Source organism: Egicoccus sp. AB-alg6-2, assembly GCF_041821025.1.
GTDB lineage: Bacteria > Actinomycetota > Nitriliruptoria > Nitriliruptorales > Nitriliruptoraceae > Egicoccus.
In genome coordinates this window covers 54,174-75,254 of record NZ_JBGUAY010000010.1, presented here as the reverse complement: position 1 = coordinate 75,254, position 21,081 = coordinate 54,174, and the positions used below count along the sequence as shown (strand labels likewise).

19 protein-coding genes are annotated in these 21,081 nt (G+C 71.9%); 12 read left to right on the top strand and 7 right to left on the bottom strand.

Annotated elements, in window-relative coordinates:
* Window positions 1-75 precede the first annotated feature (75 nt).
* The 3 genes from ACERMF_RS16730 to ACERMF_RS16720 all read left to right on the top strand — a co-directional run bounded on the left by ACERMF_RS16730 (window position 76) and on the right by ACERMF_RS16720 (window position 4,225).
* A complete protein-coding gene (locus tag ACERMF_RS16730; protein ID WP_373670288.1) occupies window positions 76-1,356 on the top strand; it encodes a cytochrome P450 in 1,281 nt (426 codons plus the stop codon).
* A gap of 74 nt (window positions 1,357-1,430) precedes the next feature.
* On the top strand, window positions 1,431-2,714 hold the full coding sequence (locus ACERMF_RS16725) for a glutamine synthetase family protein (protein WP_373670287.1): 1,284 nt from the start codon (window positions 1,431-1,433) through the stop codon (window positions 2,712-2,714).
* Window positions 2,715-2,755: 41 nt separating this feature from the next.
* Window positions 2,756-4,225, top strand: coding sequence for an aldehyde dehydrogenase (locus ACERMF_RS16720; protein ID WP_373670300.1), 1,470 nt, complete (start codon window positions 2,756-2,758; stop codon window positions 4,223-4,225).
* On the opposite strand, the gene ACERMF_RS16715 is transcribed toward ACERMF_RS16720, so the two are convergent.
* Window positions 4,222-4,800 (bottom strand): ArsR/SmtB family transcription factor, encoded by a 579-nt coding sequence (locus tag ACERMF_RS16715; protein WP_373670286.1) that lies wholly within the window; start codon window positions 4,798-4,800, stop codon window positions 4,222-4,224. The two genes, ACERMF_RS16720 and ACERMF_RS16715, sit on opposite strands and share 4 nt — an antisense overlap.
* 111 nt (window positions 4,801-4,911) lie before the next feature.
* On the opposite strand from ACERMF_RS16715, the gene ACERMF_RS16710 reads away from it, so the two are divergent.
* On the top strand, window positions 4,912-6,324 hold the full coding sequence (locus tag ACERMF_RS16710) for an MFS transporter (RefSeq protein ID WP_373670285.1): 1,413 nt from the start codon (window positions 4,912-4,914) through the stop codon (window positions 6,322-6,324).
* A 13-nt stretch (window positions 6,325-6,337) separates the two neighbouring features.
* Here ACERMF_RS16710 and ACERMF_RS16705 read toward each other — a convergent pair whose 3' ends face one another.
* Both ACERMF_RS16705 and ACERMF_RS16700 read right to left on the bottom strand, forming a co-directional pair.
* Window positions 6,338-7,135 (bottom strand): alpha/beta fold hydrolase, encoded by a 798-nt coding sequence (locus tag ACERMF_RS16705; protein WP_373670284.1) that lies wholly within the window; start codon window positions 7,133-7,135, stop codon window positions 6,338-6,340.
* A 23-nt stretch (window positions 7,136-7,158) separates the two neighbouring features.
* Window positions 7,159-8,034, bottom strand: coding sequence for a fumarylacetoacetate hydrolase family protein (locus ACERMF_RS16700; RefSeq protein WP_373670283.1), 876 nt, complete (start codon window positions 8,032-8,034; stop codon window positions 7,159-7,161).
* A 92-nt stretch (window positions 8,035-8,126) separates the two neighbouring features.
* On the opposite strand from ACERMF_RS16700, the gene ACERMF_RS16695 reads away from it, so the two are divergent.
* From ACERMF_RS16695 to ACERMF_RS16675, 5 genes are all read left to right on the top strand, one after another.
* A complete protein-coding gene (locus tag ACERMF_RS16695) occupies window positions 8,127-8,873 on the top strand; it encodes a GNAT family N-acetyltransferase (protein ID WP_373670282.1) in 747 nt (248 codons plus the stop codon).
* Window positions 8,874-9,003: 130 nt separating this feature from the next.
* Window positions 9,004-9,819, top strand: coding sequence for an acetoacetate decarboxylase family protein (locus tag ACERMF_RS16690; protein WP_373670281.1), 816 nt, complete (start codon window positions 9,004-9,006; stop codon window positions 9,817-9,819).
* Window positions 9,812-10,687: a catechol 1,2-dioxygenase gene (locus tag ACERMF_RS16685; protein ID WP_373670280.1), complete on the top strand. Its 876-nt coding sequence runs from the start codon at window positions 9,812-9,814 to the stop codon at window positions 10,685-10,687. Before ACERMF_RS16690 ends, ACERMF_RS16685 begins: the two co-directional genes overlap by 8 nt.
* A 169-nt stretch (window positions 10,688-10,856) precedes the next feature.
* Complete coding sequence (locus tag ACERMF_RS16680) at window positions 10,857-12,131, top strand: aspartate aminotransferase family protein (protein ID WP_373670279.1); 1,275 nt, start codon at window positions 10,857-10,859, stop codon at window positions 12,129-12,131.
* Entirely contained in the window at window positions 12,128-13,555 is a 1,428-nt protein-coding gene (locus ACERMF_RS16675; protein ID WP_373670278.1) for an aldehyde dehydrogenase family protein, read from the top strand. Before ACERMF_RS16680 ends, ACERMF_RS16675 begins: the two co-directional genes overlap by 4 nt.
* Here ACERMF_RS16675 and ACERMF_RS16670 read toward each other — a convergent pair.
* Window positions 13,552-14,091, bottom strand: a complete 540-nt coding sequence (locus tag ACERMF_RS16670) for a DUF4916 domain-containing protein (protein WP_373670277.1) — start codon at window positions 14,089-14,091, stop codon at window positions 13,552-13,554. The two genes, ACERMF_RS16675 and ACERMF_RS16670, sit on opposite strands and share 4 nt — an antisense overlap.
* A 269-nt stretch (window positions 14,092-14,360) precedes the next feature.
* Here ACERMF_RS16670 and ACERMF_RS16665 point away from each other — a divergent pair, with 269 nt between their 5' ends.
* From ACERMF_RS16665 to ACERMF_RS16655, 3 genes are all read left to right on the top strand, one after another.
* Complete coding sequence (locus tag ACERMF_RS16665) at window positions 14,361-15,860, top strand: fasciclin domain-containing protein (RefSeq protein ID WP_373670276.1); 1,500 nt, start codon at window positions 14,361-14,363, stop codon at window positions 15,858-15,860.
* Window positions 15,817-16,575: a CPBP family intramembrane glutamic endopeptidase gene (locus ACERMF_RS16660; protein WP_373670275.1), complete on the top strand. Its 759-nt coding sequence runs from the start codon at window positions 15,817-15,819 to the stop codon at window positions 16,573-16,575. Before ACERMF_RS16665 ends, ACERMF_RS16660 begins: the two co-directional genes overlap by 44 nt.
* Window positions 16,576-16,709: 134 nt before the next feature.
* Window positions 16,710-17,204, top strand: coding sequence for a hypothetical protein (locus ACERMF_RS16655; protein WP_373670274.1), 495 nt, complete (start codon window positions 16,710-16,712; stop codon window positions 17,202-17,204).
* 57 nt (window positions 17,205-17,261) lie between these two features.
* Here ACERMF_RS16655 and ACERMF_RS16650 read toward each other — a convergent pair whose 3' ends face one another.
* From ACERMF_RS16650 to ACERMF_RS16640, 3 genes are read right to left on the bottom strand one after another with little or no spacing between them, the layout of a single operon-like run.
* A complete protein-coding gene (locus tag ACERMF_RS16650; RefSeq protein WP_373670273.1) occupies window positions 17,262-18,398 on the bottom strand; it encodes a 6-phosphofructokinase in 1,137 nt (378 codons plus the stop codon).
* Window positions 18,399-18,420: 22 nt separating this feature from the next.
* Window positions 18,421-18,957 (bottom strand): gamma carbonic anhydrase family protein, encoded by a 537-nt coding sequence (locus ACERMF_RS16645; protein ID WP_373670272.1) that lies wholly within the window; start codon window positions 18,955-18,957, stop codon window positions 18,421-18,423.
* Between the two features lie 2 nt (window positions 18,958-18,959).
* Entirely contained in the window at window positions 18,960-21,053 is a 2,094-nt protein-coding gene (locus tag ACERMF_RS16640; protein WP_373670271.1) for an RNB domain-containing ribonuclease, read from the bottom strand.
* Window positions 21,054-21,081 lie beyond the last annotated feature (28 nt).

Genomic DNA, 21,081 nt, shown 5'->3' with positions numbered 1-21,081 from the left:
TTCGGACCCGAACGGTTCTGGTACCGTCCCCCGCCGGGAGCTTTCGCGCAGGACGTGCATGAGGGAGGACGTCTCGTGACGACGCCGACGGTGGAGACCGCGACACCGGCGATGCTGGGCGACCGCTGGCTCGACATCACCGACCCCGACGTCTACCGCGCGGGCGTCCCGCACGGCACCTTCGAGCGACTGCGCCGCGAGGACCCCGTCAGCTGGTGGGAGGAACGCGACGGCGGCCGTGGGTACTGGGCCATCACCCGCTACCGCGACATCGTCGATCTCAACCGCGACTTCAAGACCTTCACCTCGCGCCAGGGCATCCGGCTCGAGGAGATGGACGAGGAGCAGCTCGCGGCCCGCAAGACGATGATGGAGATGGATCCGCCCGAACACACCCGGCTGCGGCGGCTGGTGCAGGGCGGCTTCACCCGCCGCATGGTGGCCAGCTACGAGGCGGCCATCCGCGACCTGGCCACCGAGCTGCTCGACGACGTGCTGCCGCGCGGGCGCTTCGACTTCACCGTCGACGTCGCGCGCCAGCTGCCGTTGCGCATGCTCGGTCGCCTCCTCGGTGCGCCGCAGGAGGACTACGACTGGCTCGTCGCGCACGGCGACGCCATGATCGGCAACTCCGACCCGGAGTTCACCGAGCACGTCGTCGACCAGAGCGACACCGAGAAGTTCCGGCTGATGCCGTTCCGCAGCCCGTCGGGCATCGAGCTGTTCGAGTACGCACAGCGGCTCGCCGACGCCCGTCGCGCCGGACCGACCGGTGACGTGGTCAGCCAGATGCTGGCGCCGACGATGGACGGCGAGCCGCTGACGGACCTCGAGTTCAACAACTTCTTCACGCTCATGGTCGCCGCGGGCAACGACACCACCCGCTACTCGATGGCGGCCGGCCTGCTGGCGCTCCTCGACCACCCCGACCAGCTGCAGCTGCTGCAGGAGCGTCCCGAACTGATGCCGAGTGCGGTCGAGGAGATGCTGCGCTGGTCCTCGGTCACGATGCACTTCCGACGGACGGCGACCCGCGACGTCGAGGTGCACGGCCGCACCATCCGTGCCGGCGACAAGATCGTGCTGTGGTGGATCTCCGGCGACTTCGACGACGCCCAGTTCCCCGACCCCTTCCGCTTCGACATCACCCGCGAGCCCAACGAGCACCTCGCCTTCGGTCGCGGCGGCCCGCACCGCTGCATCGGCGAGTGGTTGGCACGGCTCGAGATCCGGGTCACGATGGAGCAGTTGCTGCCCCGGCTCGGCACGGTCCGGGTCGCGGGGCCCGTGGAACGGTTGCGGTCCAATTTCATCAGCGGGATCAAGCATCTGCCCGTCGAGGTGACCCTGCGTTGAGGGCGGGGGCCACGACCCGGCGGGACGGGGCGGCGGCGGGGGAGCACGCCGCAATGACCAGGAGAGAGAGCAGCATGGAGACCTACGACCGGATCCGGGTGCTGTGGCCCGACCACCTCGGCCTCGCCCGCGGCAAGTACCTGCCGATCCGCTACGCCGACAAGGGCGCCTACCACTGCATGGCGTTGTTCGCGCTCGGCTACGACCGTGAGATGACGCCCGCGCCCGGAACCCGCATGTTGGAGGGCCTGCCAGACCTGCACGCGAGCTTCGACCTCGAGCAGGTCCGCGCCGGCTGGGAACCCAACACCGGTGTCGCCGTGGCCGACATCTCCTTCCGCGGCGAACCGGTCGAGATGTCGTCGCGGCATGCGCTGCGGCGGGCCGTCGCGGCGTGGGAGGAGCTCGGCTACCGCCCCAAGGTCGGCATCGAGCTCGAGGCGTACATCCTCCAGCCCGACGGGGCCGGCGGCTGGAGCCCGTGGGAGACCCCGGGCGGCTACGTCTACGGCACCGGCACGGCGGTCGACCCCATCGGCCTGCTCGACGAGATCATGCGCGAGGCGGCGGACGCCGACCTGCCCATCGAGTCGATCAACTCCGAGTACGACATCCCGCAGTTCGAGTTGACGCTGCACTACGACGATGCCCTCAAGGCGTGCGACGAGGCGTTTCTGTTCAAGGTGCTGGCTCGCGAGGTCGCGGCGCGGCACGGGCTGATGCTGACCTTCCTCGGCAAGCCGCTCGGTGACCGCGGCGGTTCGGGCCTGCACGTCAACGTCTCGTTCGAGGACGTCAACGGGCACAACGCGCTCAACGACGAGACCGCCGAGGACGGGCTCTCCAAGCTCGCCCACCAGGCCATCGGCGGCATGATCGCCCACCACCGCGGCATGACCGCGCTGCTCGCGCCGACCGTCAACGCCTACAAGCGGCTGCGGCCGGGCCAACTGTCGGGCTACTGGAACAACTGGGGCTACGACCACCGCGGCACCACGGTGCGGATCTCCCCCGAGCGCGGACCGGGCCTGCGGCTCGAGCACCGCATGGCCGACGGTGCGGCCAACCTGCACCTGGCCGCGGCGACGGTCCTGCAGGCCGCCAGACTGGGCGTCGAAGGCGACCTGACCCCGCCGCCGGCGGAGACCCAGGACTGCCTCGAGTCCACCGACGCGACCGAGCACTGCCCGGACTCGTTGCGCCTCGCGCTCGACGCGCTCGAGGCGGACACCGAACTGATCGAGGCCCTCGGGCCGGGGCTCGTCGAGCACTTCGTGGTGATCAAGCGGGCGGAGTGGGAGCGCTTCGCGTCCGCGGTGACCGACTGGGAGCTGTCCGAGTACCTGCCGTTCCACTGAGGGTTTCCGGCAGGCAGCGAATCCGACCCGACCGCAGGAGGATCGTCGTGACCGACCGTCGCGTGGACGTCAACGGGTACGCGGTGTCGACCGAGCACTACATCGGCGGGGTTCGGGTCGGGGGCGACGCCACCTTCGAGGTGCGCTCGCCGCTGGACTGGGACTGGAAGCTGGCCGACGTCGCCCGCGGCGACGAACAGACCGCGCGTGCGGCCGTCGGTGCGGCCGAGGACGCCTTTCCGGCGTGGGCGGCCCTCTCGCCGAAGGAACGCGCCGACCACCTGCACCGGCTCGCGGACGTCATCGACGCCAGCGTGGAGCGTGTGGCCCAGGTCGAGACCGTCGACATGGCCATGCGGCTGCAGAGCCTGCGCGAGCGGCTCGTCCACCGCGGCGCCGAGAACTTCCGCAACTACGCCGATCTCGCGGCAGCCCACGAGGAACGCGTCTGGTCGTCGAAAGGCACCGAGAACCGGGTCCTGCGGATGCCGGCGGGTCCGGCCGTGATCATCACCCCGTGGAACGCGCCCTGGATGCTCTCCACCTGGAAGATGGCGCCCGCGCTGGCCGCCGGGAACACCGTGGTCCTCAAGCCCGCCGAGTGGTCGCCGTTGTCGGCCTCGATCCTGGCCGACCTCGCCGAGGAGGCTGGTCTGCCGCCGGGCGTGCTCAACGTGGTCCAGGGCATCGGCGAGGAGGTGGGCGCCGCGCTGGTCGCGGACCACCGCGTGCGTCGGATCTCGTTCACCGGTTCACCCGAGGCCGCCCGGCACATCGGGCGGGCCGCCGCCGAGAACATCGTGCCGTTCACCGCCGAGCTGGGCGGCAAGGGGCCGCTGCTGGTCTTCGAGGACGCCGACCTCGACGCGGCCGCCAAGAAGGCCGCCTGGCAGTACGACGACTCGGGCCAGGTGTGCCTCGCCGGCACCCGCCTGCTGGTGCAGGAGTCGATCCGCGACGCCTTCCTCGAGCGCTTCCACGCCTACGTCGACACCCACGTCCTGGGGGACAGCCGCGGGGACGACACCACGATCACGCCCATGATCCATCCCGACCATCTCGCCAACGTCGACGCCTTCGTGCAGCGGGCGCGGGCCAACGGCGACCGCATCGTGCGGGGCGGTCACGTCCACACCGGTGGCGGGCTGTTCTACACCCCCACCCTCGTCGAGCCGGCGTCCAACGACAGCGAGATCGTGCAACGCGAGGTCTTCGGCCCGGTGCTGACCTTCCAGACGTTCGCCGACGAGGCCGACGGGGTGCGGCTGGCCAACTCGACCGACTACGGCCTGTCGGGCATCGTCTACACCACCTCGCGGGAGCGCGCCGAACGGGTCGGGCGGGCGGTCCGCGCCGGGACCGTGTGGGTCAACACGTTCCTGGTGCGGGACCTGACCGCGCCCTTCGGTGGCTGCCGGATCTCGGGCATCGGACGCGAGGGCGGCGACTTCGCCCTGGAGTTCCACGCCGACCTCAAGACCCTGCAGATCCTCGAGGACTCGACCCACTAGGTCGCCGCGGTCGCCGACCTGCCCGTGCGGTCTGCCCCGTCGGACGCGCCCGGCGTCCGCGGCCCGGCGTCGCCCGGCATGACGTGCAACCCGTAGAAGCCGCCGTGCCAGTCGCCGTCGGGATCCTCGCGGGCGATGAACTCCTCGACCAACGCCATGAGCCGGTCGTTGAACTCCTGCGCCGACGCCTGGTTGAGGTAGAGGTCGAAGCGTGCGCCGCCCCGCAGCGCCTGAGGGCCGGCGGCGTAGAGTTCGTCGCGGAACGCCTCGAGGCCGGCGTCGTACCACGGGGTCGTGCCCTGCTCGGTGGGAAAGTCGAGCTGCCAGGACAGTCCCGTCGAGCGGTAGGGCTTCTCCAGGGCGCCGCTGGCCCCCTTGCGGACCTGCTCCGGGACCAGGAAGCCGGTGGCGACGAGCCGTTTGACGTGGTGCAGGACCGTGCCCGGGTCCTTCTCGAGCGCATCGGCCAGTTCACGGTTCGTGCGTGCCTGTCGGTTGCACAGGCGCAGGATCCGCAGGCGCAGCGGGCTGGCCAGAGCGCGGACCTCGTCGGGTGTCGCTTCGCGTCGTTGCATGCCGCACACGATAGCCATTGATGGGTCTTCGTACATCGATTGAGAAAACCCCATCGATATGCCAGACTCCATCAGCCGAGCCGCTCGGGCGCTGGCACTGGAGGAACCGTCGTGCCGGACCACTCGACCCACGACCCCGCATCTGCCGAACACGCCCGGGGGTCGACCGATGCCGCCGGGGCGCCGGCCGGCACCGGCGACGGCCGCCTCGGACGCAACTACGTCAAGCTGTGGACCGCCTCGACGGTGTCCAACCTCGGCGACGGGATCGACAACGCGGCGCTGCCGTTGCTGGCCGAGGCACTGACCCGCGACCCACTGCTGTTCGCCGGGGTGGCGACGGCGAACCGGCTGCCGTGGCTGCTGTTCAGCCTGCACGCCGGCGCGATCGCCGACCGGGTCGACCGCCGCAAGCTCATGGTCGTCTCCAATGCGGTCCGCTTCCTGCTCATGGGGGCGCTGGGCGTCGCGGTGCTGACCGACCGCGCCTCGATCTGGTTGCTGTACGTGGTCGCGCTCGGCCTGGGGACCTTCGAGGTGCTCTTCGACAACGCCGCCCAGGCGCTCATGCCGGCCGTGGTGTCGCGGGCGCAACTCGAGAAGGCCAACGGGCGCCTGTTCGCCGGCGAGATCGTCACCAACCAGTTCGCCGGTCCGCCGCTCGGGGCGCTGCTGTTCGGGATCGCGGCGGCGCTGCCGCTCCTGCTCGACGCGGGCACCTTCCTCGTCTCGGCCGGGCTCATCGCGGCCATGAGCGGCGACTTCGGACGGCGCCGGCGCGCGACGTTCCGGCTGGGTTCCACCCCCGCCGCCGTGGCCGGGGATGCCGTGGCGACGCCTGCCGAACTGGCGCCGGGGGCGGATCCGACCGCACCTGCCCCCGGCGCCGACAAGGTCCGGATGCGGCACGAGATCGCCGAGGGGCTGCGCTGGCTGTGGCAGCACCGCCTGCTGCGGACCCTGGCGATCCTGCTCGCCGCCATGAACGGGACCGCCTCCTTCGGCATGGCGATCCTGGCGCTGTTCGCGGTGGGCGAGGAGTCGGTCCTCGGCCTCTCGCCCTTCGGCTGGGGGCTGCTGCTGACGGCGGGCGCGGCCGGCTCGTTCCTGGGCAGCTTCGTGGCCGAGCACGTCGTCCGGCGCCTCGGGCGGGCACGTGCCCTGTGGGGGACGCTCCTCGCCGCGGTCGTCATCCCCGCCGCGATCGGTGCGGCCAACGACGTCTGGCTGGTCGTCGCCGCCCAGGCGCTGTTCGGGCTGACCGCCGTGATCTGGAACGTCATCACCGTGTCGCTGCGGCAGTCGATCATCCCCGACGAACTGCTCGGGCGGGTCAACAGCGTCTACCGCTTCCTCGGCTGGGGGGCCATCCCGGTCGGCTCGATGGTGGGCGGCCTGATCGCCAGCGGATTCGGGCTGCGTGCGCCGTTCTTCGCCGCGTCGGCGGTGATGGTGATCGCACTGGGGGTCGCGCTCGGCAACATCGACGAAGCGTCGATCGAGGAGGCCAGGGCAGGCGGCTGACGCGGTGCCGGTCTCAGGTGCCGGTCGCTGCCGGCCAGGGCCGACCGGCGGCCTGCGGCTCGTCCCCGGCCGAGGCGAACGACACGACGAGGTCCGCGACGGCGTCCGGGCGCCCGTGGTGGCTGCCGTGGGCGGCGCCGGCCAGGACCTCGAGGGAGACGTCGTGGCTGTGCGCAGCCAGTTCCTCCACCCAGCGTTGCGAGACCATGGGGTCGTGCTCGCCCCGGATGATCAGCACCGGCACCCGGACGAGGGGGAGTCGTTGCTCGATGCGGTGTTCGAGTGCCGCGCGCATGTAGCGGATCGCGGCGCGGCGACTGGTCAGCGCGCTGTCGGTCCCGACGGTCAGCACCAGCGAGAGCCGTTCGCGGGTCGCGTCGACCATCAGCAGCCCCGCCTGTCGGAAGAACCCGCGGCGGTGCCGGTCGACGGTGGGGCCGATCAGGACGAGGCGGTCGACGAGTTCGGGATGCCGGATCGCGAGGTCGGTGACGACCTGACAGCCCATGGAGTTGCCGACCAGCGTGGTGGGATGCCGGCCGGTGGCCCGCAACCACTGCGCGAGCACGTCGGCCAGGCCGGCGACGTCGCGCGGGACGTCGACCGGCGGGCTGGTGCCGATCCCCGGGAGCTCGACGGCCGATGCCGGGACCCGGCCGTCGAGGACCTGCAGGAGCGGGCGGAAGTACCGACTGGTCGTCCCGGAGCCGTGCACCAGGATCAGGGGCCTGGCGTCGGGCACGGCGGCGTCACTGGTCTCACGGCTGTGCAGGACCCGGTGCCCGACGACGGTCCAGCGGCGTATCAGCACACGATCCCCCGTGATGTCGTCGGCTACTTCCTCGGAGCGCGGACCCCGCGCAGCTCCCAGTCTCCCCCGAGCGCGGTCGAGCGCACCTCCTCGGACTCGGTCGGTTGGGCGCCGACATCGTCGCGGATGGCCGTCGGGCCGGTGACGATGGTGTTGCGCAGCGTGCCGAGACCTTCGACCTCGACCTCGACCACGTCGCCGGGCTGCACGGGCCGTGAGTTGGCGGGGGTGCCCGACAGGATGACGTCGCCCGGCTCGAGCGTGATGGTGCGGGCGAGGTCGGCCACGAGGTAGGCCATGTCCCACTCCATGTCCGCGGTGTTGCCGTCCTGCTTGACCTCGCCGTTGACGAGCGTGCGGATCCGCATGCCGTCGCGCGGGTCCCACGCGTCGGCGCTGACGAGGGCCGGCCCGAGCGGGCACAGCGTGTCGGACCCCTTCACGCGCAGCATGGAGCCCGCGTCGGTGTCGCGGAAGTCGTGCAGCCCGTAGTCGTTGGCGACGGTGTAACCGGCGATGTGGTCCCAGGCCTGTGCCTGCGTGACGTTGCGCGTGTGGCGACCGATGACAATCGCGATCTCACCCTCGTAGTTGAGCCACGTGCAGCGCTCGGGGCGCACGACCTGCCCTTCGTGCCCGTTGAGGGCCGACACCGGCTTGTGGAAGTAGGTCGGCGCCGGAGGCAGCGTCGTGCCGAACTCCTCGACCCGCGAGCGGTAGTTGAGGTGGACACACAGGATCTTCGAGGGCACCACCGGCGGCAGGTGGTGCGCATCCTCTACCCGGACGCGACGACCGTCGCCGGCGCACAGGTCCTCGCCGTCGCGGGTCACCGTCGTCGCCACACCCTCGAGCAGGATCCTGCGGGTCTCCACGCTGCACTCCTCGGATCGCGTCATCGTTCGGCCCCGAACGGTAGTCGCTGACCGGTCCCACGGCTATGTTCGCCGGCTCGGTCCCGCGACGTCGGCGACGGGCAGAGGGACCGATCGTGACCGCACCTTCCACGTCGTCGTTCGCCGCGCGGGTCTCCGCCGGCTGGCGCGACGCCTTCCCCGGTGTCGACGAGCCGTTCGACGAGCCGGGGACGACCCTGCTGGAGGACCCGGCGCTGCCAGACGACTCCTGGGTCGCGCTGTGCCCGGTCGGGCGCCGGGTGGTGAGCGAGGTCGCCCCGGCGGTCGCGGCCTCACTGCGCGACCTGCTCGCGCAACGTCCCCCGGGGCACCGCCTACGCGGTGACGAGGTGGCGAGCTGCTGGCCCGACCGGCGGACCGAACGTCAGAACCAGCACCTCTACGGGCTCGACCTGGCCCACTTCCGGCCGGTCGGGCCGGCGCCGGGCCACGAGGTCCGGGTCGTGACCGAGGACGATCGGCCGGCGTTCACGGCGTTCTTGTCGAGGTGCCCCGAGGACGACCGCGAGGAGGGCGACGTCGACATCGGTGATCCCCACGAGGCCACCGTCGGGGTCGTCGACGGCGACAGGATCGTGGCGGTGGCGAGCATGTACGCCTGGCGTGGCTTCAGCGACATCGGGGTTCTCACCGAACCGTCGGCGCGCCGGAGGGGCGCCGGCCGTGCTGCGGTGTCGGCCCTGTGCCAGCTGCTCGCGGACGGACCCCGTCTCGTGGTCTACCGGCACGACCAGGCCAATCTCGGATCCCGCGGCATCGCCCGCTCGCTGCAGCTGACCGGCATCGGGGTCGCCGAGGCCGTGCGCCCGGTCGCCGACTGACGCTCGCCCGCCGGACACTGGCGACCCGCCCGGTCGTTGACTATCGTTCGGTCCCGAACGGTTGCCTCGTCCCGCCTGCACCGACGCGAGACGAGGCGCCGCGGTTCCGGGCGACCAAGGGAGACGCCGCGTGCCAGACCTCAAGGGTTTCGTGTTCCCACGCACCGCGAGCGGTCGCTCGTCGATCCTGCCGCCACCGCCGTGGCACTACAGCGGCGACCTGCTCACGATCGAGTACCGCACCGACCCCGACCGGGTGATCGAGCTGCTGCCCGACCCGATCGAGCCGGCCGACGACCCCGGCGCCGTGGCCCTGGTATGGGCCGACTGGCAGTCGTGCTCCGACACGTTCGAGGAGCTGCTCGACCCGGTCCGCGCGCAGTACAAGGAGGTGTTCTTCGTCGTCCGGGGCACCTACCGCGGCGAACACGTCTCGCGCTGCGTCTACATCTGGGTCGACAAGGACTACGCCCTCGTGCGCGGCCACTACCAGGGGTATCCGAAGAAGCTCGGATCGATCCACCAGACCCGCCCCGTGGCGCACGGCAGGGCCGGTCCCCGGCTCGAAGCGGGCGGCCGGTTCGGCGCCACGCTCGCCGCCTACGACCGCCGGCTGGCCGAGGCCCGGTTCACCATCACCGGCACCGCCGACACCGGCGGGTTCGTCAACAGCCACGCGATGCTGCACACCCGGTTCATGCCCGCCATCGAGGGGGTGGACGCGCCGCCGTCGCTGCACGAACTGGTCACCATGAAGACCGTCGACGTCGAGGCTGGACCCGTGTACGTGGGCGACGCCGAGCTGACCCTGTTCGATGTCCCCGGCGAGGAGTTCGCGCTGCTGCAGCCGCGCGAGATCCTGGGCGCCTACTACCGCCAGGTCGGCGCGACCTTCGCCGGCGGCACCACCGTCCACCGTTACGAGGGAGAAGCCAGTCATGGGTGAGATCGTCGGAGCGGGCCTGGTCTCGCACGCCCCCACCATCATGTTCGACGAGGCGATGCGCCGGGAGCTCAACGAGGGCAAGGAGATCTCGCTGGTACCGGGGCTCAACCGCCTCCGCGACGAGATCCTGACCGACCTGCGCGCCGACACCATCGTGATCCTCGACACCCACTGGTTCACCACGGTCGAGCACGTCGTCTCCGCACACGACCACCGCTCCGGGAAGATGACCTCGTCCGAGCTGCCGCGCGGGATGAAGCAGGTCCCCTACGACTACGACGGCGACCGCGACCTCGCCCTGCTGATCGAGAAGCACGGCAAGGAACTCGGGACCCCGACACACGCCGAGGACGACCCCTACCTGCCCGTCTACTACGCCACGGTGAACCTGGTGCACTACCTGCGGCGCGACGAACGGATCGTGTCCGTCTCCATCGTGCAGACCGGCGACGACGACGACTTCCTCACGCTCGGTCGCGCGATCGGCGATGCGGTCGCCGCGAGCGACCGCCGGGTCGTCGTGCTGGCCAGCGGCGGCATGAGCCACACGTTCCACCGCCTGAAGGTCCTGTCGCAGCACGAGGCCAGCGACCCGGTCCACATCGTCACGCCCGAAGCGCGGGCCGCCGACGAGGAGCGGATCGCCTGGATGGAGGCCGGCGACCACGCCCGCGTCATCGACGAGATGCCGGCCTACCACCCACATGCCCCGGAGGGCGGCTTCGGGCACTACCTCGCCATGGCCGCGGCGATCGGCGGCCGCGACTGCCGGGCCAGCGGGCGCCGGCTCAGCGACTACGAGAACGCCACGGGAACCGGCCAGGTGCACGTGTGGTTCGACCGTCCCGAGGCCGGCTGGACCGCCTGAGTCCTACGCGGCGCCCGGCGTCAGATCGCCGGGCGTCTGCGCCAGCTGGCGGGCCGCCGCGCCCGAGTCTGGCCAATTGCCCGAAGCCATGGCCGCGTCGACGCGCTTCGCTGGTCGTTCGGTGGGACGGGGCGCGCCCCGTCCCGGCAACGCTGGGGAGCACGTACGCATGGACACGCATCTGGCAGACGTCTGGTTCCAGCTCACCGATCTGCAGGTGGCCACCGGATCCGGCGCCACGATCACGACCACCGACGGCGTCGAGTACCTCGACCTGACCGCGGGTATCGGCGTGGTCAACACCGGCCACTGCCATCCGGCGGTCGTCGAGGCGGTTCGGAACCAGGCAGGCCGGTTCCTCCACGCCCAGGTCAACTGCTACCGACACGACCGGCTGGAGGCGCTCGGGGCCCGGTTGGCCGAGGTCACCCCCGCGGGCATCGAGCGGTTCTTCTTCGCCAACTCCGGCGCCGAGGCCACCGAAGCGGCGGTCAAGCTCGCCAAGCAGGCCACCGGCAAACCCAACGTGATCGTCTTCCAGGGCAGCTTCCACGGCCGCTCCCACCTGACCATGGCGATGACCACGTCGAAGGCCGTCTACCGCGCCGGACATGCGCCGCTGCCGTCGGGGGTGCTGGTCGCGCCCTTCCCGTACACCTTCGTCACCGGCGAGGACGAGGCGGCATCGGTGGCGCGCTGTCTGCGGGAGTTCGACCTGCTGCTGACCACCCAGACCGCGCCGAGCGAGGTCGCCGCCGTCGTGCTCGAGCCGGTGCTCGGTGAGGGCGGCTACGTGCCCGCCCCACGGGCGTTCGTCGAAGGGCTCGCGCAGCGGTGCCGCGAGCACGGACTGCTGTTCGTGGCCGACGAGGTCCAGACCGGCTTCGGGCGCACCGGACGCATGTTCGCCATCGAGCACACCGACGTCACACCCGACATCCTCGTCATGGCCAAGGGCATCGCTTCGGGCTTCCCGATGTCTGCCATCGGCGCGTCGGCGGAGTTGATGGCGCGCTGGCCGGTTGGCTCGCACGGCGGTACCTACGGCGGCAACCCGATGGGGTGCGCGGCGGCCCTGGCCACCATCGACGTCCTGACCGCGCCGGGCTTCCTCGACGAGGTCCGTGCCCGCGGGACGCAGTTCCTCGAGGGGCTCGAACGCCTGCGCGCCAGCCACGACGCGATCGCCGAGAACCGCGGCGTCGGCCTGATGCTCGCCACGGAGATCGTGGACGCGAACGGGGCGCCCGCCCCCACCCGCACCGCGGCCATCCTCTCGCACCTGCTGCGCGAGGAACGGGTCGTGGTCATGAGTTGCGGGCCGTTCGGCGCCACCGTCCGGTGGATCCCGCCGCTGGTGGTGACCGACGGGCAGGTGGAGCACGCCCTGGCCGCCTTCGACCGCGCGCTGGATGCGACCTCCGCCGCGGGGGGCGTCGCATGAGCCAGGTCCCGGTCCGCATCGATGGTCGGGCCGTCACGACCGCGACGGGCATGCCCATCCACGCGCCCTACGACGGTCGGCTGCTGGCCGAGGTCCCCGCGTGCGACGCCGCGCATGTCGACCTCGCCGTCGCCGCCGCCGTCCGCGCACACCGTGAGGAGTCGCTGCCCGCGTGGCGTCGGGCCGAGATCCTGGACCGGGCCGCCGAGGTGCTGTCCGAGCCCGACGTCGGCGCCGATCTCGCGCAGACCATCGCGCTGGAGGCGGCCAAGCCGATCACCATCGCCCGCGGCGAGGTGGAACGTGCCGTGTCGACGTTCCGCTTCGCGGCCGCGACCTGTCGCACGCTCGTCGGCGAGATGCTGCCCCTGGACGCCTCTCAGGCCGGCGAGGGACGGCTCGGCTTCACGATGCGGGTGCCGATCGGTGTGGTCGGTGCCATCACGCCGTTCAACTTCCCGCTCAACCTCGTGGCCCACAAGCTGGCGCCGGCCATCGCTGCCGGCTGCCCGGTGGTGCTCAAGCCCGCCCACCAGACGCCGCTGACGGGGATCAAGCTGGCCGAGTTGCTCATCGATCGCTGCGGACTTCCGGCGACGTGGCTGCACGTGGTGACCGGGGACGGCGCGACGGTCGGCGGCGCTCTCGTCGCGCACGACGACGTGGCGATGATCACGTTCACGGGTTCGCCGGCCGTCGGATGGGGCATCCGCGCCGCGGCGCCGCGCAAGAAGGTCTCACTCGAACTGGGCAACAACTCGCCGGTGATCGTGGAGGCCGACGCCGACTGGCGGACCGCAGCGGTCAAGATCGCCGTCGCCGGCAACGGGCACGCGGGGCAGTCGTGCATCTCGGTCCAGCGGGTGTTCGTGCACGAGGACGTCGCCGAGGAGTTCATCCGTGCGCTCGTCGAGGCCGTCGACGCCCTCGTGGTCGGTGACCCGCTGGACGAGGCGACGCAGGTGTCGGCGCTCATCGACGAAGCCGCCCGCGACCGCGTGACCAGCTGGATCGACGAGGCGGTGGCCGGCGGCGCGGACCTGGCTGCCGGCGGCAAGATCGACGACCACGGCGTCCTGCGGCCGACGGTGCTCACCGGTGTCCGCGCAGACATGAAGGTCTGCGCCCAGGAGGTCTTCGGTCCGGTCGTCGCCGTGGCGACCTACGCCGACGTCGATGCGGCCCTGCGAGCGGCGAACACGAGCAGGTACGGCCTGCACGCCGGGATCTTCACCCGGGACGTGACGATCGCGAAGCGTGCGATCGAGCAACTCGACTTCGGTGGCGTGATCGTCAACGACGTGCCGACCTGGCGCGCGGACCAGATGCCGTACGGCGGTCTGCGTGACTCGGGCAACACCCGCGAGGGTCCGCGCTACAGCGTGCTCGAGATGACCGAGACGCGATCGGTGGTCCTGGGTTAGGGCAGTTGTCCGCACCAGGCCAGGGCGCGCCGTACGAGGCGTCCGTGGCCCTCGGACATCTCCTCGCTGATGAGCGGGCTGGCTGCCTCCGCCGGTGACAACCACGCCAGGTCGAGCGCGTCCTGCGCCGGAGAGCAGGTGCCGTCGCAGGGGACGACGTAGCCCAGCGCCACGGCGTGCTGGCGGGGATCGTGGAAGCCGCGACCTTCCTCGGGGAAGTACTCGGCGACGGTGAACGGGGCGATGCCCGGCGGCAGTTGGGGGGCCGATTCGGTGCCGAGGTCCTTGGTGAGATGGCGCCACAGGGCGTCGCGCAGGGTCTCGCCGAACATCACGCGTCCGGAGACGACGGCACGCGAGATGCTGCCGTCGGGCTGGGCACGCAACAGCAGACCGACCTTGAGGACGCGCCCGAGGTGGTCGACGCGTACGGGGACCGCCTCCACGTACACCATGGGGACCTGGCGCCGGACCTCGTCGAGCGCGTCCACGTCCAGCCAGGACGGATGGGTCTCGGTGACGTCCGACGTCTCCATGGATGCTCCTGGGGTGTGGGCAGGCGCACAGTGTTCCATGCCGCGACGACGGCGGTCGAAGGGCTTTCCGGTCGAGCTCGGCGACGGGGTCGTTCGGTCGCCCGGACAGCGCCCGCACGATGGCGGTGCCCACGGTAGACCGGCCGTGCCGCTCGGCGGCCGCCGTCCGGGCGACCGTGGCGCGTGGCCGTGTGGCGCGACGTGTCGCCCACGGTGGGTTTCTGCGGCACCGGCACCCGACCGGAGCCGACGACCGGAGGAACGAACACGTGAGCGCATTCCATCGACGGGGCCATCGCGCCCTGGCCGTGTCCGCGGCCGTCGCCCTGACCCTCGCTGCCTGTGACCGGGGCGGCGACGAGCAGGACACGGCCCAGGACCCCGAACCCGAACAGACCGAGACCGAAACCGACGCGCAGCCCGACGCGCAACAGGTCGCCCTGCCCGATGGTGTCTTCGGCGAACAGTGCCAGGAGATTCTCGCCGCTGCCGATCTGCAGGGCGCCACGATGGGCCAGGGCGCGACGGGCGGCGACACGACCGGTGGCGACACGTCCGGTGGCGACACGACCGGTGGCGACACGGCCGGCACGGAGGACGACGCGTCCGACCGCGACGGGGACACCGACGCAGGTACCAACGGCACCGACGCGGGCACGGACGCCGATGCGGGCACGGACACCGACGCCGGTACGACCGACAGCGACACCGACGCCGGCACGACCGGCAGCGACACCGACACCGACGCGGGCACGACCGGCACCGACGCCGGCGACGACGACGCCGGTGATGACGCGGGTACGACCGGGGGCGACCGCGACGCCGGTACGACCGGCGGCGACACCGACACGGACACCGACGCGGACACCGGTGACACCTCCACCGGCGGCACCCAGACCGACGGGACCGAGCTTCGTGACCTGACCCTGGCGGAGGCCGTGCAGGCCCTTCCGGCACTGTCCCAGGTGGCTTCCATGCTGCGCCCGGGTGAACTGCAGACGCAGATGGAGAACGGCCAGGTCACGCTCTTCGCGCCCATCGACGACGCCTTCCAGGGGGCGACCGGGGACACCGGTGACACGGCGTCGGGCGACGACGCGGACGACACCGGCACGACCGGGACCACCGGCGCCACGGGCGGCCAGGACGCCCTCGGGTGGTACCTGCACGACCAGGGCGCGCTGACGGCGCAGGACCTCGTCGACCAGGAGACCGTCACGACGGCCGGAACCAGCGCCATGGGTGGCGGTGGAACGGATGCGACCGGTGGCACCGACGCGACCGAGGACACCGACGCGACCGGCGGCTCGGATGCGACGGACGACACGGACGCGACCGAGGACACCGACGCGACCGGCGGCTCGGATGCGACGGACGACACGGACGCGACCGAGGACACCGACGCGACGGACGACACGGACGCGACCGGCGGTACCGAAGCGACCGGCGATGGCCAGGAGTTGACGGTCTCCGTGAGCGACACCACGGTCACGCTCCAGGGCGACCACGGTGACGCGACCATCGTGTGCGCCAACATCGAGACCGCCGACGGCATCATCCACGTGATCGACACGACCCTGCATGAGCAGGACGGCGCCGACACGCAGACCGGCACCACGACCGAGGGGAACGAGGGCACGGACGCCGACACCGGCACCGAGGACGGCGACGATGCCGGCACGACCTCGGACGCCGACACCTCGGCCGACACCTCCGACGACCTCGGTGACGACACCGACGACGACACGGACGGCGACGCCACTGGTTGATCGCCTGCCACCACGCGTTCGGGACGAGGAGCCACGGCTCCTCGTCCCGATCGCGCTGTCCGCAGCGTTGCTCGCCTGGAGTTCGTTCGCCAACCTGGTGCTGGGGGAGACCGCCTACCTCGCACGCAACCTGGTGCTGACCGCGGTCCTGCTGGGAGCAGCGCATCGGCTCGGTCTCACGGGGGAGGAGCTCGGGCTGCGACGTGCGCGTGTCCGGCGCGGCGTGATGCACGGCGTGGTCGCCATGGCCGTCGTCATCGTCGTCGTGGGGAGTGCGGCGGCGCTTCGCGAGGTCATCCCGCTCGCGGGCGCGCTCCTCGACGACGACCGGGCCGAGCTGACGTCTGCGCAGACGGCGTACCACGTCCTCGTCCGCATCCCCCTGGGCACGGCCGTCTTCGAGGAGGTCGCCTTCCGGGGGGTGCTGCTCGCCGTGCTCCTGCGCCGGCTGCCGCCGGCGACGGCCACCGTGTGGGCAGCGGCGGTGTTCGGGCTGTGGCACGTGGCCCCGACGATCGTCGCCCTGCGGATCAACCAGGTCGCGGCTTCCACGACCGTCGGACTCTCGGCCATCGCGGGCGCCGTCCTCGTCACCGCCGTCGCCGGTGTGGGCTTCACGTGGTTGCGCCTGCGGGGTGGGCACCTGGTGGCACCGGTGCTGGCGCACTGGGCGACCAATGGGGCCGGGCTGGTGGCGGCCGCAGGGACGGGCTGACGCGGTCGGCGGCGGAGGAACGCTTTCGGTTCCCGCTGTGGCCACCGACGGACGGCCACCTCCTGGGACCGGGGTCCCGGGAGGGTGGGCGACCCTGCCATGTCGCGTCGTCGAGCCGCGCCCGAAGGAGTGTCGTGGATCCCGTGCTGTTGCTGGTGGTCGGCGTGGTCGCCGTCGTGACCGTCGCCGGACTGCTCGTCGCCAGTCAACGACGCCGTGACGCGGCGTTGGCGCCGGTCCCGCTCGGGCCGTCGTGGACGCCGCCGGGGGTCGACCCCGACGCCGACCTGCCGGACACGGCGTTTCCCGGCATCGACGCCGACGAGCAGGCGGGCTTCATCGCCGAGCGCACCGGGGCGACCCGGACCGCGATCGACGAGGTGGTCAACGCCTGGCAGGAGTACCTCGCCGTCATCGGACGGGCGCAGCTGCCACCGACCCACCGCTACCGGATCTACGACCCCTACAACCCCCCGGTGGCCCGGCGCAGTTCCGACGGCACGCCGATCGCCGACCCCGACCGCGTCGCGCGGGACGTGGCCATGCGCACCGGGGTCCCCGAACAGGAGGCCACGGAGATCCTCAGCGCCCAACTCGCCTACCTGGAGCGCGCCGGGCTCCGGCAGTAGACCTCGCGGGCGCAGGAGCGCCCGGGACCGACCTCGTCGCTGCGTGCCCCGACGAGGTCAGTAGAGGAACATCGGCTTGCCGTCGACCGTCCGCACCTTGGGTCGGTAGGCGTCGGCGTCGTAGAGCGCGGCGACGTCGACCCGCTTGACGCCCTGGTCGATCACCTCGAGGTCCATGTCGCCGTAGGTGCCCGACTGCAACCCGACCAGGCGGCCGCGCTCGTCGTCGACGGTGAGGTCGGCCGCCATGACCGCGAAGTTGGTCGCCGCCATCAGATCCAGTGAGTCCGGTCGTCCCGACCGCATCAGGTGCCCCAGGCTCTGGGCGATCACGTCCTGCCCGGTGAGGTGGGTGATGAAGGCGCCGGTCGCGGCACCGATGCCGCTGGACGGGGCGAGGGGATCGACGACCGGGGGCTCCTCGCCCATCATGCGGGCTCCCTCGGAGATGGTCACCATGGAGTAGCGGCTGGGGTTGCGGCGACGGTCCTCGACCAGCAGGGCGGCGAGCCGTTCGGGATCGAAGGGCACCTCGCAGATCAGCGCCCGGTCCGCGCTGGCGAGATAAGCGGCCACCAACGAGGTCTCGCCGGAGTGGCGTCCGAACAACTCGACGACGGCGATGCGTTCGTGCGACCCCGTCGACGTCCGCAGCTGGTGGATGAACTCGACGCTTCGGGTGACGGCCGTGGAGAACCCGAGGCAGTAGTCGGTGCCGTGGACGTCGTTGTCCATGGTCTTCGGGATCCCGATGACGGGCACCCCCTCGTGGTGCAGTCGCAGCGCGTAGACCAGCGTGTCGTGCCCGCCGATGGCCACGATGGCGTCCAGTTGCAGCCCGTCGACCACCGTGAGGATGTGCGCCGTGACGTCGTAGGGTCCGTCCCCGAGTTGGCGATGGGCGAGGAAGTGGGGCAACTCGAACGGCTCGACCCGGGAGGGGTCGACGCGGGAGGTGTGCAGCACCGTGCCGCCGGAGCGGTCGATCGTTCGCACCCGCTCGACGTCGAGCGCGTACAGCGAGCGTTCGGCGGAGCCCTCGGGGTCGTCGAGGTCGTAGTCGACCAGCCCGGCCCACCCCCGCCGGATGCCGATCACCTCGTGGCCGTCAAGGGCCACGCGCTCGACGAAGGCCTTCAGGCAGCGGTTCACGCCGGGCACGTCACCGCCGCCGGTCAGGATCCCGATACGCACGGGGGTGCTCCTCGTCGTCGGCTCAGCCGGCCGGGGTGGGATCGGACGCGTGCGGCGTCGCGTCGCGGTACAGCTGGGCGAGGTGGACGTACCCCGCGACGTTCGGACGCGGGACCTCGGGGACCGGGCGTTCGACGATCTTGGCGGGGACCCCCATCGCGATGGTCCGGGGCGGAACCTGGGTCCCCTCCGTCACGACGGCGCCCGCGGCGACGACCGCGCCCTCGCCGACGACCGCGCCGTTCATGACCACGGCGCCCATGCCGACGAGGACGTCGTCGCCGATGGTGCACCCGTGCAGGATCACGCGGTGACCGACCGTGACCCGGTCGCCGATCGTGACCGGGAAGTTCGGATCGGCGTGCACGACGGTCAGATCCTGCAGGTTGCTCTCGGCGCCGATCGTGACCGGCGCGAACTCGGAGCGGACGACGCTGCCGAACCAGATCGAGGCGCGCGGGCCGACCCGGACGTTGCCCGCGACCGTGGCCGAGTCGGCCACGAACGCGTCGGGGGCGACGTCGGGAGTGTGGTCGTTGACCTCGAGCAGCTCACCCATGATCACAGCCTCCAGTTGGCGCGGCCGGTGTCGTCGAGTCCGACGAAGCGGACCTGGATGCGGGTCCCCATCCGCCACGGCCCCGACGTGGTGGCCAGTCCGTGCTCGTCCACCTCGAGGTGGCCCCGTTCGCGGGCGGGCAGGTCCAGGGCCCGCTCGGCGGTCACGAACCCTCCGAGTCCCAGGCGCGGCAGGCGGATCCTGAGCCCGTTGGTGGTCACACCGGTGACGACGGCGGTCTCGGGACGGTCGAGGAAGCCACGGTCGAGCAGTCGCGACCACAGGTCACCGCGCTCGCGGGCCTGCAGGAAGTTGATCGCCCCGGCACGCGCGTCGAGCCAGCCGGCCAGCCCCCGCAGGTCCTCGACGGTGAGCGGGGGCGTCTCGCCGGCCAGTCGCGCGCGGACCTGCCGGTGGACGGTCAGGTCGGCATAGCGACGGATCGGGGAGGTGAAGTGGCAGTAGGCGGCCGAGGCGAGACCGACGTGCGACGAGGGATCGGGCTCGTAGGTCGCGCGCGCCGTCGCGCCGGTGGCCGCCGCGACCAGCAGGTCGCGCTCCTCCTCGCGGCCCTCGGCTGCCAGGCGATCCACCTCGGCCAGGACCTGGGCGACCACCGCGTCGGCGTCCTCGGTGCCGTCCTCGAGCGCCGGGACCGAGGCGCCGGCGAGCTCCGCGGCCGCGCGCAGGCGTTCACGCCGTTCGGGGTCGACACCGACGTGGGCCCGGTACAGCGCCGGTACTCCGCCGTCCACCAGCCAGCCGGCGACGCCCTCGTTGGCCGCGACCATGAGCCGTTCGACGAGCCGGTAGGCGTCCGCGTGGGGTTCGGCCTCGACCGTGGTGAGCTTGCCGTCGACGACGGCCGGGGTGACCTCGGCGGGTGCGAACAGGTCCTCGAAGGTGGCGCGGGTGTCGCGTTCGACCCCGAGGCGGCGTGCGGCCTCGATCACCGCGGTGAGCACCGGCCCGACAACGTCGGCCTGGTCGCCGGCGATCTGGTGGACCGGTTCGCGGTCGCCCTGCAGCCACGCCTCGGCGGCGGCGTAGGTCAACTTCGCGCGTGAGCGGATGACCGCCAGCTCGAGCGACGGTTGTCCGAGGCGGCCGTCGGGGTTCACCTCGAATCGGATGGAGACGACGCGGCGGTCGACGTCAGGAAGCAGCGAGAGCGCTTCCTCGGACAACGCCGGGTCCAGCATCGGGGCGTTGGCGCCCGACGCGAGATAGGCGCTGGACGCCACCGTGCGGGCGTACCGGTCCGCGGGGGAATCGATACCGACCGTGCCGGCCGCATCCGCGATGTGGACGGCGATGGCCACCGGCGCCTCACCGCCCGCCCAGGTGGCCGAGATCGCATCGTCGAGATCGCGTGCGCCCGCGTCGTCGATGGTGATGCACGCCTCGTCGGTGCGGTCGGTCGCCGGCAGGTCGGCTCCGGGGATCGGCCCGTCGACGGCGAGGCCTTCGGCGCCGCCGCGACCGCCGCCGGCGAGCAGTCCGACGACCCGGGTGTGGGTGGCGGCGGCCTGCACGGGGTCCAGCCCCGCGGCGGCGGGCCCGCCGGGGACCAACGACGGTGCCGCGCGTCCGAGCGCCACGACCACCGCCGCGGCGCGTACGGCCTGCGGTGAGCCGGTGACGTGGGGGCCGGCGACGAGTGCCTTGCCGAGTGGCGCGCCGTCCTCGCCGTCCACGGCGAGGAGCACGACCTGGCGGCCGACCTGGGTCTGCAGCCGCTGGGCGAGGGCCGGGTCGAGCCGGACCCAGCCGCTGCCGATCGCCGGGTCGGGCTCGAGCACGAGCCGGCCGGGTCCCTGCTGCACCCGGCCGACCAGCATCCGGCGCACGCGCTCGACGAGCGTCATGGTCTCGACGCCCGCGCCCTTCTCGTCGAAGGTGATCGTGGCATCGACGAGGTCGTCGGCCAGGAACGCCGAGGCGACCGGAGGCGGGACGAACGCCGAGTCCACCGTGCGCGGCGTGCCGTCGGCCTGGTTGCCGGTGACCTCGATCGGCGTCGCGCCATCGCCGGCGACGAGGGTCAGGAAGCCGAAGCCTCGCGGATGGGGACGGAAGCGGGCACGGACCTGCACGGCTGGGGGCGCCTTCGATCGGGGCGAA

Excerpts from the sequence above, each read along its gene's own strand:
- ACERMF_RS16725 (WP_373670287.1), top strand. The coding sequence starts at position 1,431 with ATGGAGACCTACGACCGGATCCGGGTGCTGTGGCCCGACCACCTCGGC.
- ACERMF_RS16715 (WP_373670286.1), bottom strand. The coding sequence starts at position 4,800 with ATGCAACGACGCGAAGCGACACCCGACGAGGTCCGCGCTCTGGCCAGC.
- ACERMF_RS16700 (WP_373670283.1), bottom strand. The coding sequence starts at position 8,034 with ATGACGCGATCCGAGGAGTGCAGCGTGGAGACCCGCAGGATCCTGCTC.
- ACERMF_RS16685 (WP_373670280.1), top strand. The coding sequence starts at position 9,812 with ATGGGTGAGATCGTCGGAGCGGGCCTGGTCTCGCACGCCCCCACCATC.
- ACERMF_RS16680 (WP_373670279.1), top strand. The coding sequence starts at position 10,857 with ATGGACACGCATCTGGCAGACGTCTGGTTCCAGCTCACCGATCTGCAG.
- ACERMF_RS16675 (WP_373670278.1), top strand. The coding sequence starts at position 12,128 with ATGAGCCAGGTCCCGGTCCGCATCGATGGTCGGGCCGTCACGACCGCG.
- ACERMF_RS16670 (WP_373670277.1), bottom strand. The coding sequence starts at position 14,091 with ATGGAGACGTCGGACGTCACCGAGACCCATCCGTCCTGGCTGGACGTG.
- ACERMF_RS16645 (WP_373670272.1), bottom strand. The coding sequence starts at position 18,957 with ATGGGTGAGCTGCTCGAGGTCAACGACCACACTCCCGACGTCGCCCCC.